Source organism: Frigoribacterium sp. SL97 (assembly GCF_026625765.1).
Lineage (GTDB): Bacteria > Actinomycetota > Actinomycetes > Actinomycetales > Microbacteriaceae > Frigoribacterium.
Map to the genome: position 1 here is coordinate 1,619,507 of NZ_CP113062.1, position 13,803 is coordinate 1,633,309.

Sequence of the window (13,803 nt, forward strand, 5' to 3'; positions counted from 1 at the left end):
GTGAGCACCAAGCCGACCTCGAGCACCCCCGCCCTCTTCGAGAGCGCTCCGGCGACCGTCCCCGCGAACGGCCCCACCGGGCGCCCGCGCACCGAGTTCCCGACTCCCGCGCCCCTGTCGAGCCACGGCCCGGCCCGCATCATCACCCTCTGCAACCAGAAGGGCGGCGTCGGCAAGACCACCACGACGATCAACCTCGGTGCCGCGTTCGCCGAGTACGGCCGTCGCGTGTTGGCCATCGACTTCGATCCGCAGGGTGCGCTGACGGCCGGCCTCGGCGTGCAGTCGCACGACCAGGCCACGATCTACGATCTGATGATCGGTGCCGTGAAGGACGCGCACGACGTCATCGTGCCCACCCGCGTCGACAACCTCGACGTCATGCCGGCCAACATCGACCTCTCCGCCGCCGAGGTGCACCTCGTCAACGAGGTCGCCCGCGAGCAGATCCTCGCGCGCATCCTGCGCCAGGTCAGCGACGAGTACGACGTCGTCCTGATCGACTGCCAGCCCTCGCTCGGCCTGCTGACCGTCAACGCCCTCACCGCGGCGCACGGCGTGCTCATCCCGCTCGAGTGCGAGTTCTTCGCCCTCCGCGGCGTCGCCCTGCTCGTCGAGACCATCGAGAAGGTGCGCGACCGGCTCAACCCCGCGATCACCCTCGACGGCATCCTGCCGACCATGTTCGACTCGCGCACGCTGCACAGCCGCGAGGTGCTCGAACGCGTCGTCGAGGCGTTCGACGACCAGGTGCTCGAGACCGTCATCGGCCGCACCGTGAAGTTCCCCGACGCCTCGGTCGCCGGCACCCCGATCACCAAGTTCGCCCCCGAGCACCCGGCGGCGCAGGCCTACCGCCAGCTGGCCCGAGAGCTGATCGCGCGTGGTGCCGCGGCCTGAGTCGGCGACCGCCGAGGCCGGCACCGACGAGACCGCCCTCGCGGGCCCGGAGGTCTCGCCGGGCTTCGAGGTGCGGCTCGAGAACTTCAGCGGGCCGTTCGACCTGCTGCTCTCGCTGATCAGCAGGCGCGAGATGGACATCACCGAGGTCGCCCTCAGCGCCGTGACCGACGAGTTCCTGTCGTTCCTCCGTCGCATCGACACCGACGAGAACCTCGACCAGGCCAGCGAGTTCATCGTCGTCGCGGCGACGCTGCTCGACCTCAAGGTGGCGGGGCTGCTGCCCCAGGGCGAGCTCGTCGACGCCGAGGACGTCGCCCTGCTCGAGGCGCGCGACCTGCTCTTCGCCCGGCTGCTGCAGTACCGGGCCTTCAAGCAGGCCGCCGAGTGGTTCGCCCAGCACGGCGCTGCCGAGGCGGCGCGTCACGCCCGCTCGGTGCGGCTCGAACAGAAGTACCGCGTCACGACCCCGGAGCTCGTCTGGACGCTCTCGCCCGACGACTTCGCGGCGCTCGCCACCCTCGCGCTGGCGCCGCGCGAGACACCCACGGTCGGCCTGGACCACCTCCACGCCCCCCTGGTCAGCATCCGCGAGCAGGCGGCCGTCGTCGTGGCGCTGCTCCGTCGTGGGTCGGTCCTCACCTTTCGCCAGCTCGTCGCGGGAATCGACGAGAAGGGCGTCGTCGTCGCCCGGTTCCTCGCGCTGCTCGAGTTGTACCGCCACGCGTCCATCTCGTTCGAGCAGGTCGAGCCGCTCGGTGAACTCAGCGTGCGCTGGGTGGCCGAGACCTGGACCGAAGAGAACCTCGCGGCGCTGGGGGCCGACTATGAGGGCTGACGCGACCCGCGCCTCCTCGGCCGTCGACACGGCCGACGACGACGTCGTCCAGGACGTCGACGAGTCGCCGTCGTCACCCGATGCCGTCGCACGTCGTCTCGAGGCGTTGTTGATGGTGGCCGACGAGCCGCAGTCGCTCGTCGACCTGGCGACCGCCGTCGGCGCCCCCGTCGCCGCGGTGCGGCAGGCGATCACGACGCTCGTGGCCGATTTCGACGGTGTCGACGGCACGATCCGACGGGGTTTCGAGCTGCGTGAGGTCGGTGGCGGCTGGCGATTCTACGTCCGTGACGAGCACGATCCGGTCGTGCGCGATTTCGTGCTGACGCAGAACCCGACGAAACTGTCCTCAGCGGCTCTCGAGACGCTGGCGGTCATCGCCTACAAGCAACCCATCACCCGCAGCAGCATCGCCCAGATCCGGGCGGTCAACGTCGACTCGGTCGTCCGTACGCTGTTGGGTCGCGGTCTGATCACGGAGTCGTCCACCGACCCCGAGACAGGCGCCATCAACTACGAAACGACAGGCCTCCTCTTGACCCATCTCGGCATCAACTCGCTCGATGAGCTGCCGCTCATCTCGCCCCTGCTCTCGGACGGCCAGGGGGGGTTCGACGATGTCGCGTAGTCAGTTCTCCTCCGACGACTCCGAGCTGGCCTCGGGCGAGCGCCTGCAGAAGGTCATGGCGGCCGCGGGCGTGGCCTCGCGCCGGGTCAGCGAAGACATGATCGCCGCCGGGCGGGTGACGGTGAACGGCAAGGTCGTCACCGAACCCGGCCGCCGCATCGACCCGACCAAAGACAAGATCGTCGTCGACGGCAGCGCCGTGCAGCTCGACGCCACGCGTCGTTACGTCATGCTCAACAAGCCGGTCGGCATCGTCAGCACCCTGAGCGACGAGAACGGCCGGCCCGACCTGCGTCAGTTCACCGAGCAGTACGAAGAGCGCCTCTTCAACGTCGGCCGCCTCGACGTCGAGACGAGCGGCCTCCTCGTGTTGACCAACGACGGCGAGCTCGCGCACGTTCTCGCGCACCCGTCGTTCGGCGTCACCAAGACGTACATCGCGAAGGTCAAGGGCGTCGTCACGCCCGCCGTGCTGAACGAGCTGATGACCGGCGTCGAACTCGACGACGGCCCGATCGCGGCGGACAAGGCGACGCTCGTCGCCGGTGGCGCGGGTCTCTCGCGTTCGTCCGACTCGTCGCTGATCGAGATCACCCTGCACTCCGGGCGCAACCGCATCGTCCGTCGCATGCTCGAGGCCGTCGGCCACCCGGTCATCGACCTCGTGCGCCGGTCGTTCGGCCCGCTGCACCTCGGCACGCTCAAGGTCGGCCACATGCGCTCGCTGACCAAGGTCGAGCTCGGGGCCATCCTCACCATCTCGCGCGACGCCACGGCCGACTCGACGGTCGACGCCGCCCCGATCACCGAGAGCCCCGACGCCCCCGTCGACGAGGCCGACGTCGTCGAGCTGGCCCTCGCCGACGACGAGGTCGAGAAGGACTACTACGACGAGGACGACGAAGAGTACGACCCCGCGACCGATGCCCGTGCCGAGCGTCGCCGTGCCGCGGCCCGTGACCAGGCCGAGTCGACCTCGCGCCGGGCGCAGGTCCGGCGAGAGCAGGAGGCGCGCCGCGGTCAACGCGACGAGAGCCCGACCCGAGGTGGGTACCAGGGCAACCGGCACGACGGACGCTCGGGCGATGAGCGTCCCGTGCGCGGCTACCAGGGCAACAACGACGACGGTCGCGGACGCGAGGGACGACCGGCTCGCACCGGTTACCACGGCAGTGACGCGCGTCCCGCTCGCGGCGGGTACCAGGGACGCGACGACCGCGCTGGATCTCGTGGTGGCTACCAGGGCCGCAACGACGACGGCCGCGGCGAGTCTCGTGGTGGCTACCAGGGGCGGAACGACGACGGCCGCGGGCGCGACGAGCGTCCGGCCCGTGGCGGGTACCAGGGACGTGACGACCGCGGTGGAGCACGACCGGGGTACCAGGGCCGCAACGACGACGGCCGCGGTCGTGACGATCGCGGTGGGTTCGTGTCACGCGACGATCGCGGCTCGCGCGGCGGGTTCGTCTCGCGCGACGACCGTGCGCCGCGAGGTGGCGGAGACCGTCCGCTGAGCCCTGGTGAAGAGCGCGCGGCGGGGTACCCGAACCGTGACGCCAACCGCGACCCGCGCACCGGACGCCCCTCGGGCATCCGTGCCGGCGGCAAGGCGACCAACCGCGGATGGGTCGACCGCGGCGCAGCGGAGCGGGGCGAAGACGACCGTGGCGCGCGTGACGACCGTCGTGCCGGTGCCGGTGCCGGTGCCGGTGCCGGTGGCTACACGGGTGGGCGCGATTCGCGCGACGACCGTGGGGGCTCGCGTGGCGGGTACCAGGGCCGCGACGACCGGAGTGGACGTGACGATCGTGCCGGTCGTGCCGGTCGTGACGACCGTGGTGGTTCGCGCGGTGGGTACCAGGGTCGCGACGACCGTGGTGCGTCGCGTGGCGGCTACCAGGGACGAGAACAGCGTGACGACCGCGGAGACTCGCGCGGTGGCTACCAGGGTCGTGACGACCGCGGTGGCTCGCGCGGTGCCGGCTACCAAGGTCGTGACGACCGCGGAGACTCGCGCGGTGGCTACCAGGGTCGCGACGACCGTGGAGGCCGCGACGGGGCGCGCAGCGGCGGCTACCAGGGCCGTGAGCAACGCGACGACCGCGGGGGTTCGCGCGGCGGACCCGCCCGTGGCCCGCGCGACGACCGCGGAGGCCGCGACGACCGCGGAGGCCGCGACGACCGTGGCGGTCGCGACGACCGCGGCGGCGACCGTCCGTACCGTGGCCGACCCGACGCCGGGGGACGTGGTCCCCGAGGGGGCGGACGGTCGTGACCGACGCGCACCGCGCCTCCTCGTCCGACGACGCCTTCGGGTCTGACGCGCTCCTCGCTCACGCACCGTCGGCCGACCCTTCGACGGTCGGCGTGCTGACGGCGGGCAGCCGCCGGCTGGCAGGCCAGGTGCGCATCGTCGGTTCGGGTCTGCTCGGTGCCAGCATCGGTCTGCGTCTGCGCCAGCACGGCGTCGACGTGATCCTCGACGACGTGTCACCGGCGGCGCGCAGCCTCGCCGTCGACTACGGCGCCGGGCGGCCCCCGGCCGACGGCGACGCCCCCGGGCTCGTCGTCGTCGCCGTGCCGCCCGACGTCACCAGCGACATCGTCGCGCGCGAACTCGACGCCTGGCCCGAGGCGCTCGTGACCGACGTCGCATCGGTCAAGGTCGCCCCGCTCGCCGAGTTGCGTGCGCGCGGCGCCGACGTGTCGCGGTACATCGGATCGCATCCCATGGCCGGCCGCGAACGCGGGGGAGCCGTCTCGGCTCGCGCCGACCTCTTCGTCGGCCGCCCGTGGGTCATCGCGGGGCACGACGACATCACGTACCGTCGGGCGGCCGCCGTCGAAGACCTGGCGCTCGACCTCGGAGCGACCCCGATCGAGATGACGCCGGAGGAACACGACGCCGGCGTCGCCCTCGTCAGCCACGCGCCGCAGGTCGTCGCCTCCCTCATGGCGACGCGTCTGCGCGACGCACCCGACGCCTCGCTCGGCCTCGCCGGTCAGGGCGTCCGGGACGTCACGCGGGTCGCGAGCAGCGACCCGGCGCTCTGGACGCAGATCCTGGGGGCGAACGCCTCCCGCGTGGCCGTCGTGTTGCGCGACCTGCGCGCCGACCTCGACCGCGTCGTCGAGGCCCTCGAGGCACCCGACGCGCCGGGCAGTCGCCGCGCCGTCGCCGAGAGCATCGGCGCCGGCAACGTCGGCGTCGCCCGTCTGCCCGGCAAGCACGGGCAACAGACCCAGTTCAGCTCGGTGATCGTCATGGTCGACGACACTCCCGGGCAACTGGCCCGCCTGCTCACCGAGATCGGTGAGATCGGCGTCAACCTGGAAGATCTGCGGCTCGAGCACTCGCCGGGCGCGCAGGTAGGACTCGCGGAGGTATCGATCGTGCCCGAACAAGAAGACCGACTCGTCACCGAACTCGAAACCCGGGGTTGGACCGTCGTGGGGGCGTTCGCGTGAGCGGCGACCAGGGCGGCACGAGCCCCGTCGGCTCGTCGGACGTCGACCCCGAGCGCTCGCCGGGTGAGCACGGCGTCGGAGGTCCCGCCGGCGAGGCCCACGTCGAAGAGTTGCGGGCCGAGACCGCCGAGGCCGTGCACCGCCACGTGGTCGTGGCCGTCGACGGGCCGGCCGGGAGCGGCAAGTCGAGCGTCAGCCGCGCCTCCGCAGCTTCCCTCGGCTTCGACTACCAAGACACAGGGGCGGCCTACCGGGCCTTCGCCCTGCACGCGCTCGACAGCGGCGTCGACCTCGACGACGCCGAGGCCGTCATCGCGACGCTGCCGACGTTCCACTACGCGATCGGGATCGACCCGGCCCGCGCCTCCTCGGTGACGATCGGTGGTCGCGACGTCACCGACGAGATCCGCACGCCACGCGTGACGAACGCCGTCAGCCACGTGGCCAAGCTGCCCGAGGTCCGTCGGTTCATGGTCGACCTGTTCCGCCGCATCATCGCGTCGACCGACAAGCCGGGCATCGTCACTGAGGGGCGCGACATCACGACCGTCGTCGCACCGGATGCCCAGGTCAGAATCCTGTTGACCGCGAGCGAAGCCGCTAGAATGGCCAGGCGTTCGGCCGAGGTGACCGGGCAGAGTGCCGAAGAGACAGCTCGGCAGCTCTCGACCCGCGACCGGCTCGACAGCAAGGTCGTCGACTTCATGACCGCCGCACCCGGCGTCTCCACCGTCGACTCCACCCAACTCGACTTCGACCAGACCGTGCAGGCCGTGGTCGAGCTCGTGCGAGCGAGCACCCCCATTTCTTAAGGAAGTCCCCATGGCAGACGACGACAAGTACCCCGAGCTCGACGAGCAGATGGTCGACCGCATCCAGACGATGCCCGACGAGGACGCCGACCAGCGCGCCCGAGCCCTCCGCGCCGGCCTGACCGACTACGACCTCGACGAGGGCGACATCGACGTCCTCGAGGGGGCCGACTGGGACCCCGACGCACTCACCTACGCCCCGGCCCTGCCGGTGCTGGCGATCGTCGGCCGACCCAACGTCGGCAAGAGCGCCATGGTCAACCGCATCCTCGGGAGGCGCGAGGCCGTCGTCGAGGACAAGCCCGGCGTCACGCGCGACCGCGTCTCGTACAAGGCCGAATGGGGCGGACGCCGCTTCACGCTCGTCGACACCGGCGGATGGGAGCCCGACGCGATCGGCATCGACCGCTCGGTCGCGATGCAGGCCGAGATCGCGGTCGACCTGGCCGACGCCGTGCTGTTCGTCGTCGACGTCAACGTCGGGGCGACGGCCACCGACGAGGCCGTCGTGCGCATGCTCCGTGCCTCGCACAAGCCGGTCATCCTCGTCGCCAACAAGAGCGACGACGCCCGGAAAGACCTCGAAGCCGCGTCACTGTGGTCGCTGGGGCTGGGCGAGCCCTTCCCCGCGTCGGCGCTGCACGGTCGCAACGTCGCCGACCTGCTCGACCTGTGCATGACCAAGCTGCCCGCGGTCTCGACCGTGGCCAAGCAAGAGATCGGCGGCCCTCGTCGCGTCGCGATCCTCGGTCGACCGAACGTCGGCAAGAGCTCGCTGCTGAACAAGACCGCGGGCGAAGAGCGCGTCGTCGTCAACGAGCTCGCCGGCACGACCCGTGACCCCGTCGACGAGCAGGTCGAGATCGCCGGTCGCGTGTGGACCTTCGTCGACACCGCAGGCATCCGCAAGCGCGTCCACCTGCAGCAGGGCGCCGACTTCTACGCGTCGCTGCGCACCTCGGCCGCGCTCGAGAAGGCCGAGGTCGCGGTCGTCGTGATCGACGTCACCGAGCAGATCTCGACGCAGGACCTGCGCATCATCGACCTCGTGCTCGAGTCGGGTCGCGCGCTCGTGCTCGCCTTCAACAAGTGGGACCTCCTGGACGACGACCGTCGTCGCTACCTCGAGCGCGAGATCGAGCAGGACCTCGACCACGTGTCGTGGGCCCCGCGCGTGAACATCTCGGCCCGCACGGGTCGTCACCTCGAGAAGCTCGTGCCCGCCCTCGAGCTCGCGCTCGAGTCGTGGGACACCCGCATCCCGACCGGCAAGTTCAACGCCCTGCTCGCCGAGCTCGTCGCCGAGCACCCGCACCCGCTGCGGTCCGGCAAGCAGCCGCGCATCCTGTTCGGGACCCAGGCCGCGAACCGCCCGCCGACCTTCGTGCTCTTCACGACCGGGTTCCTCGACCCGCAGTACCGTCGCTTCATCACGCGACGCCTGCGCGAGATCTTCGGCTTCGAGGGCACGCCCATCACGGTCAACATGCGCGTCCGCGAGAAGCGCAAGCGCCCGTAGTCCTTCTCCCGTGCCCGTCCCGTCGACGGATCGGTACCGCCCTCAGGCCCGCCTGTGGACTGAACGCCCGGTTGTGGATCGTTTCCACACCGGGCGTTCTGCATTGCTAGGGTGGCTCCCATCGACAGCGATATGTGAATGTCGCATGATGGAGGGCGAGGGTGCATGGCAGACCTGGTGGTGGACGAGAAGACGCTGACGTCGGTTGCGTGGCGGGTGTCGACGGCGGCCGTCGACGCCGAGGTGTCGGCGACGCTGACGCTCGGGTCGGTGGCCGACGTCGGCTCACCGAGCGTGGCGGGGGTCCTCGACGAGGCGACGGGGCAGCTGGTGAGACGGGCGGGGTTGGCCGTCGAGGCGATCCAGGCGGTGGGCGACTTCACGACGACGTTCGTGCGCGAGTTCGAACAGGTGGAGTCGCGGCTCGCCGCCGGCTTGCCGGTGGACGACCTGGCCGGGGTGGGGTCCAAGTGAGTGCCGACGCCGACCCGGGGGTCGGGTCGGTCGAGGGCATCCGGCAGCTCGCGACGACGAGGCGGACCGAGGTCGACGATCTCGAGGTGGCGGCTTACCGGTTGGCCGAGGCGGCGAGCTGGGGTGCCGAGTGCTGGCGGGGACGCTCGGGCGAACAGTTCGTCGCGTCCATGACGGACGTGTCCGCCGAGGTGACTGCTGTGGCTCGGGGCCTCGAGCACCACGCGGCGGCGCTCGAGGCGTACGCGGTCGACGTGTCGTTGATCCAGGGGTCGCAGCAGACCCTGGAGGCGCGGCGCGCGATGGCCGAGCAGGACATCCTCTCGACGGGGGTCGCCTTGAAGACGATCATGCGTGAGGCGCAGGAGGCGGCGCGGGACGACCTGATCGGCATCGTCGTGGAGTCCGAGTACCGCTCGGGTGAACGGTCGACCTTGCAGCGTCGCATCGACGACGAGCAACGCGAGCTCGAGGTCGTCGCGGGCTTGTGGGCCGACCTGGTCGAAGAGCGGGCTGCGGCCGATCGTCGGTGCATCGCCGCGCTGCAGAGCCCCGAGGCGATGGGGCCCCTGCCGCAGGTCACCGGGGAGGCCCTGGCCGCGGGGTCGTCCGAAGAATTGCTGGCGCTGCTGGCAGGGCTCTCGGCCACCGAGCTGACGATGTTGCTCGAGCAGCACCCCGAACTGGTCGACGAGGCGTTCCTGGCCGATCCCGAGCTGGTGCGGGCCTGGTGGGACGAGCTCGGCCAGCAGGGTGCGCGGAACGCTGATGGGCTGACCGCGGTGCAGGTGGCTCTGGTGCGAGGGGCTCCGGCGATCATCGGGGCCCTCGACGGTCTGCCGCCGTCGGTACGGGTCGCGGCGAACGTGTTCAACGCGAAGCGGCGGATGGCCGAGATCGACGAGATGGTGGGGCCGATCGGGCGGCGGGGGCTGCACGGCGACGATGAGCTGCTGGCCGCACTGGCGCGCGAACGAGCGTACCTCGGGCGAGCGGTGGCGGAGCCGCCGACGGTTCAGTTGTACCTCTTCGACCCGACGAAGAGTCGCATCATCGAGATGATCGGCGACTGGAACGAATCGACCAGGACGGTGCTGACCTACGTGCCGGGGACGCTGACGAACATGGACTCGTTCTACGGGAAGAACGGAAGTCTGCAGCAGATGGCGAAGTGGCTGGAGGCGAACGATCCGGATGGAACGTCCGTGGCGTTCGTCTTCAAGGACGGAGTCTTCCCGGGTGGCGCCGAAGGCAGCAAGAACCCGGCCGAATTCGTCGGGGCTTTCGCGCAAGCCAACGACCCCGAATTCGCGCGCGGGACGAGCAAGGCGCTGTACGACTTCCAGCGGGGGCTGGCCGTGGATCCGATCAGAACGGAACCCGGATACCGCGACGTGGCCATCGGGCACAGTTGGGGGTTGGCGAACATCACGTCCGCCGAGGTCCACGGGGCCACGTACGACAAGGTGATCTCCCTCGCGGGTGCCGGGATGCCGCCGGAGTGGGAGCCGCGAGCGGGCACGACCTACACCGACTACAGCTACTGGGACTTCCTGATGGAGGCTCAGTCAACCGGTGGTGTCTGGGGCGGGCGGAACCCGAACCGGTCCGACGACTTCGACTCGCGTGGGTACTACCAGAGTCCGCATGACGTAGAACTCGAGCAGACCGGGGCAAGCTACACCCCGGTCTGGAAGCTGGACGACAACCATGCGCTCGTCGCTGAATCGAGTGACGACAATGCGCCGGTGCGCGATGCGCTCACGGACGAGATCTATGAGGAACAGCATGACTAGGCGACGCGGAGTCTGTGTGGCAGCTGCCCTCGTCTTTGGATTGATCGGCCTATCGGGCTGCAACAGCGAAATGCATGACAACGCGAAAAGGACGCTCTACATGGACGAAGAGACCGATCGAGTCGACCTGCCGGCCCTGAGACGGGACATCATGGATGTCCAGCGACGTTTCGCGTCGATGGGTCCTGAGGATCAGATAGTCGGAATCCTCGAACCGCCGGACGGCGTCCTGATGTCGTGTTCGGACGGTCGATTCCAGTGGACGGGCTCGACCACTGTCGAGTACTCGACCGTTCCGGAGGAACAGGGCTACTTCGAGGGACTGGAGGCGGAGCTTGCTGACGACGAGGCGTTCAGTACCAATCGCCAACTTTCCCCCGATGGCGAGAGCGAGCGCCTCATTGTCATGAGCGAGGACGGCACTCGTTACTCGGTCAGGGTATGGACGGGCCGCTCGAAGGTCCAGGTGTCCTCGAGTTCATGGTGCTTCACGCTGCAGCCCGGGCAGGCAGAGGGTGGTCAGTTCTGAGGGCGGAGTAGGGCACCATTGGTGTTCGTGAGACGAGCGGACGGGGTGCGAGGGTGACGGGCACTGGGCTGTGGCACCGCGCCTCCTCGGGGTTGGGCTTGTCGGCCGCGGCCGACCGGGTGTGGCAGCGGCTGCAGCTCGACCGGCTGGCCGGGGGGCGACACTCGGGCTACGTCATCCACGAGGACATGCAGCGGCACCCGCGCACGGTCCGTAGCTTCGTCGGCATCCGGTGGCTCCTGTTCGGCGAGACCGTCGTCGGGCTCACCGCCATCTTCATCGCCGCCGTCCTCACCAGCCGAGGCGAACACGTCCCGTGGGCCGTGTGGTTCCGCTCCACGGTCGTCCTCTTCATCACCGCCTCGCTGTACGTCTTCGCGTGGCGCGCCCAGCTCGGCTACTACTGGGCCTACTCGCGCCTCCGCCTGTTCAGCCGCATCTTCCCGATCGTGACGCTGATCATCGCGACCATCCCCGGGCTCTACCCCGGGTGGATGGTCGTCGAACAGATCGTCTTCTCGCTGCTGATGATCGGCATCGGCGACCTGCTCACCAGCGACCACATGCGCGCGGCCTTCCCGCGACCGGCCAAGCCCGACGCGGTCGACAGCACGGGCTGAGAGTCCGGACTCCTGTCACCACGCCACGCCACGCCACGCCACGCCACGCCACGCCACGCCACGAGATAAACACCCCGCCATTCGATTCTGTAGCGGGGTGTTTAGTTCGTGGCCGGCAGGCGGGCAGGCGGCAGGCGGCAGGCGGCAGGCGGGCGCGGCGGAGGGCTGGGAGCCGGGTGGCGGGCTGGCAGACGGGCCGGCGGGGCTGAGGGCTCGCTGCCGGGTGGCGGGTTCGGAGGTGGGCGGAGGGGCGGCTGCCCGACGGGCGACCGGCGCGCTGCCGGGCGGGCTTCCGCGCTGACAGGCGGGGCGGCCGCAGGCCCGAGGAGGCGCGGCCTAGGCGCCCGCGCTCAGCACCATCTCGACGTCGGCGGGTTCGACCTCGCGGCCGTCGCCCGTGACGAACGCGACCCGCACGGGCTCGCCCGAGCCGGCGACGCTGAACCGGCGTGCGGCGCCGTCGGGGTGCGGATCGTGCTCGTCGCCCCAGACGGCGAGGGCGGCCAGCACGGGGGAGAGGTCGCGGCCGGCGTCGGTCAGCAGGTACTCGACGCGCTCACGGGCCCCGTCTTCCCGGTAGGTCGAGCGCTCGAGCACGCCGGCGGCCACGAGCGACTCGAGCCGGGCCGTCAGCACGTCGGGCGACAGGCCGAGCCGCGCCCGGAACTGCGAGAACCGGGTGTGCCCGAGCAGCGCCTCCCGCACCACGAGCAGGGCCCAGCGCTCGCCGAGCAGGTCGAGGCTGCGCGCGATGCCGCAGCGCGGGTCCAGGGGTCCACGAGAAGCCATGCCGACAGCCTACCTCGATAGGCTTTTCGTATCCAGAGTGCTAGCGTCGCCGTCATGCCCCGCGACCTCGCTGCCTCCGTCCGTCCCGACGGGCCGGACCGGCTCGCGTTCTGGACCTGCGCCTCCGTCCTCGCCCTCGCCTTGTGGACGAGCGGCGCCGCGACGCCGGTCTACCCGCTCTACGCGACCGACTGGCAGCTGACGCCGTTCGTCACGACCGCGATCTTCGCCGTCTACCCGCTCGTCCTCGTCGTCGTGCTGCTCGTCTTCGGCAGCCTCAGCGACACGATCGGTCGGCGGATGAGCATCCTGCTCGGCGTGAGTGCCTCGATCGTCGGTGTGCTGCTGTTCGCGCTGGCGCCGGACGTCGGTTGGGTGCTGGTCGGCCGCGGGTTCATGGGCCTCGGCGTCGGCCTGTCGCTCAGCCCCGCCACCGCCGCGATGATCGACATCGCCGGTCCGGTCAACTCGGCGCGCACCGGAGCCATCAGCACCGCCTCCACCGCCGTGGGCCTCGTCTTCGCGACACTGCTCGGCGGAGCGCTCGTCCAGTACGCGCCCGAACCGCTGCACCTCACGTACTGGGTTCTCCTCGTCGTCGAGGTGGGCGTGCTCGTCCTCGTCTGGCGGCTGCCGCGGGACCGGGACGCGCTGGCCGGGCGCTGGAGGCCACGGTGGCCGAGCGTGCCGCGTGCGCTCCTCGGGGCGGTGGGCGCCGCGGCCGTCTGCGTCAGCGCCTCCTACGCTCTCGGGGCCGTGGTGCTCTCGCTCGGTGCCGAGATCGGCGTGACGCTGATCGGCAGCGACAACGCCTTCGTGACCGGCGCGGTGATCGCCCTGTCGATGGTGGTCATCGCGGTCGTGGCGCTGGCGTCACGACGCGTCCCGGTGGTCGTCGCCGTCGTCGTGGCGGCGGTGGCGACGGCGCTCAGCTTCACGGCGCTGGTGCTGGCCGCGGCACAGCAGTCGTTGGGGCTGTTCCTGGCGTTCTGTGTGCTGTCGGGAGTCGGCTACAGCCTCTTCTTCGCGTCGGGGCTGGGGATCGTGTCGCGATTCGCTCCGGAACACCACCGGGCGGGGACGCTGTCGGCCGTGTACCTCGTCGCCTACCTGGTGCAGGGGGCGACCGCCCTGTGGCTCGGGGCGCAGGCGACCCGCGGAGGGCTCGAGAGCGCCGTCGACGTCGGAGCCCCGGTGATCGTGGGGCTGGCGCTCGCGGCGATGGTGGCGGTCGTCGTGGTGATGCGCGGGCGGGAGCGGCGGCGGGTCGCGGCGTAAGGGCAACATGCGGCCACCGGTCAGCGGCCAGCGGCGGCGGGCGGCGGGCGGCCGGCGGCACAGCTCGCGGCGGGCAGCAGAGCCCGCGGGCCGCGACCCGCGGGCGGCATTCAGCACAGCTTGCGGTGGTCGGCACAGCCTCCCCGGGTAGG

General features: G+C 70.8%; 12 protein-coding genes and 1 pseudogene. 12 read left to right on the forward strand and 1 reads right to left on the reverse strand.

What is annotated here, in order from left to right; translation table 11 throughout:
- From OVA02_RS07750 to OVA02_RS07800, 11 genes and pseudogenes are all read left to right on the forward strand, one after another.
- Complete coding sequence (locus tag OVA02_RS07750) at positions 1 to 900, forward strand: ParA family protein (protein WP_056044876.1); 900 nt, start codon at positions 1 to 3, stop codon at positions 898 to 900.
- The gene (locus tag OVA02_RS07755; RefSeq protein WP_056044875.1) at positions 884 to 1,738 is read left to right on the forward strand and encodes a segregation and condensation protein A; all 855 of its coding nucleotides are present in this window, start codon (positions 884 to 886) and stop codon (positions 1,736 to 1,738) included. The genes OVA02_RS07750 and OVA02_RS07755 overlap by 17 nt, the downstream gene beginning before the upstream one ends.
- Positions 1,728 to 2,366: an SMC-Scp complex subunit ScpB gene (gene scpB, locus OVA02_RS07760; RefSeq protein ID WP_056044874.1), complete on the forward strand. Its 639-nt coding sequence runs from the start codon at positions 1,728 to 1,730 to the stop codon at positions 2,364 to 2,366. Before OVA02_RS07755 ends, scpB begins: the two co-directional genes overlap by 11 nt.
- Positions 2,356 to 3,150: pseudogene (locus OVA02_RS07765) on the forward strand (pseudouridine synthase); the annotation flags it as partial. The gene scpB and the pseudogene OVA02_RS07765, both read left to right, overlap by 11 nt.
- 1,586 nt (positions 3,151 to 4,736) lie before the next feature.
- Entirely contained in the window at positions 4,737 to 5,834 is a 1,098-nt protein-coding gene (locus tag OVA02_RS07770) for a prephenate dehydrogenase (protein ID WP_123570740.1), read from the forward strand.
- Between the two features lie 134 nt (positions 5,835 to 5,968).
- On the forward strand, positions 5,969 to 6,646 hold the full coding sequence (cmk, locus tag OVA02_RS07775; RefSeq protein WP_267659694.1) for a (d)CMP kinase: 678 nt from the start codon (positions 5,969 to 5,971) through the stop codon (positions 6,644 to 6,646).
- A gap of 70 nt (positions 6,647 to 6,716) precedes the next feature.
- Positions 6,717 to 8,165, forward strand: a complete 1,449-nt coding sequence (der, locus tag OVA02_RS07780; protein ID WP_420709653.1) for a ribosome biogenesis GTPase Der — start codon at positions 6,717 to 6,719, stop codon at positions 8,163 to 8,165.
- Between the two features lie 165 nt (positions 8,166 to 8,330).
- On the forward strand, positions 8,331 to 8,639 hold the full coding sequence (locus OVA02_RS07785; protein WP_056044872.1) for a hypothetical protein: 309 nt from the start codon (positions 8,331 to 8,333) through the stop codon (positions 8,637 to 8,639).
- An 86-nt stretch (positions 8,640 to 8,725) separates the two neighbouring features.
- Complete coding sequence (locus tag OVA02_RS07790; RefSeq protein ID WP_267659558.1) at positions 8,726 to 10,435, forward strand: hypothetical protein; 1,710 nt, start codon at positions 8,726 to 8,728, stop codon at positions 10,433 to 10,435.
- Positions 10,436 to 10,535: 100 nt separating this feature from the next.
- Positions 10,536 to 10,964, forward strand: coding sequence for a hypothetical protein (locus tag OVA02_RS07795; protein ID WP_267659559.1), 429 nt, complete (start codon positions 10,536 to 10,538; stop codon positions 10,962 to 10,964).
- 53 nt (positions 10,965 to 11,017) lie between these two features.
- Entirely contained in the window at positions 11,018 to 11,584 is a 567-nt protein-coding gene (locus OVA02_RS07800) for a hypothetical protein (protein ID WP_267659560.1), read from the forward strand.
- Between the two features lie 336 nt (positions 11,585 to 11,920).
- Here OVA02_RS07800 and OVA02_RS07805 read toward each other — a convergent pair whose 3' ends face one another.
- Entirely contained in the window at positions 11,921 to 12,373 is a 453-nt protein-coding gene (locus OVA02_RS07805) for a winged helix-turn-helix transcriptional regulator (protein WP_267659561.1), read from the reverse strand.
- A 54-nt stretch (positions 12,374 to 12,427) separates the two neighbouring features.
- Between OVA02_RS07805 and OVA02_RS07810 the strand changes: the two genes are divergently transcribed.
- Positions 12,428 to 13,651, forward strand: a complete 1,224-nt coding sequence (locus OVA02_RS07810) for an MFS transporter (protein ID WP_267659563.1) — start codon at positions 12,428 to 12,430, stop codon at positions 13,649 to 13,651.
- The last annotated feature ends 152 nt before the right edge of the window (positions 13,652 to 13,803 follow it).

Excerpts from the sequence above, each read along its gene's own strand:
- scpB (WP_056044874.1), top strand. The coding sequence starts at position 1,728 with ATGAGGGCTGACGCGACCCGCGCCTCCTCGGCCGTCGACACGGCCGAC.
- der (WP_420709653.1), top strand. The coding sequence starts at position 6,717 with ATGCCCGACGAGGACGCCGACCAGCGCGCCCGAGCCCTCCGCGCCGGC.
- OVA02_RS07785 (WP_056044872.1), top strand. The coding sequence starts at position 8,331 with ATGGCAGACCTGGTGGTGGACGAGAAGACGCTGACGTCGGTTGCGTGG.
- OVA02_RS07795 (WP_267659559.1), top strand. The coding sequence starts at position 10,536 with ATGGACGAAGAGACCGATCGAGTCGACCTGCCGGCCCTGAGACGGGAC.
- OVA02_RS07805 (WP_267659561.1), bottom strand. The coding sequence starts at position 12,373 with ATGGCTTCTCGTGGACCCCTGGACCCGCGCTGCGGCATCGCGCGCAGC.
- OVA02_RS07810 (WP_267659563.1), top strand. The coding sequence starts at position 12,428 with ATGCCCCGCGACCTCGCTGCCTCCGTCCGTCCCGACGGGCCGGACCGG.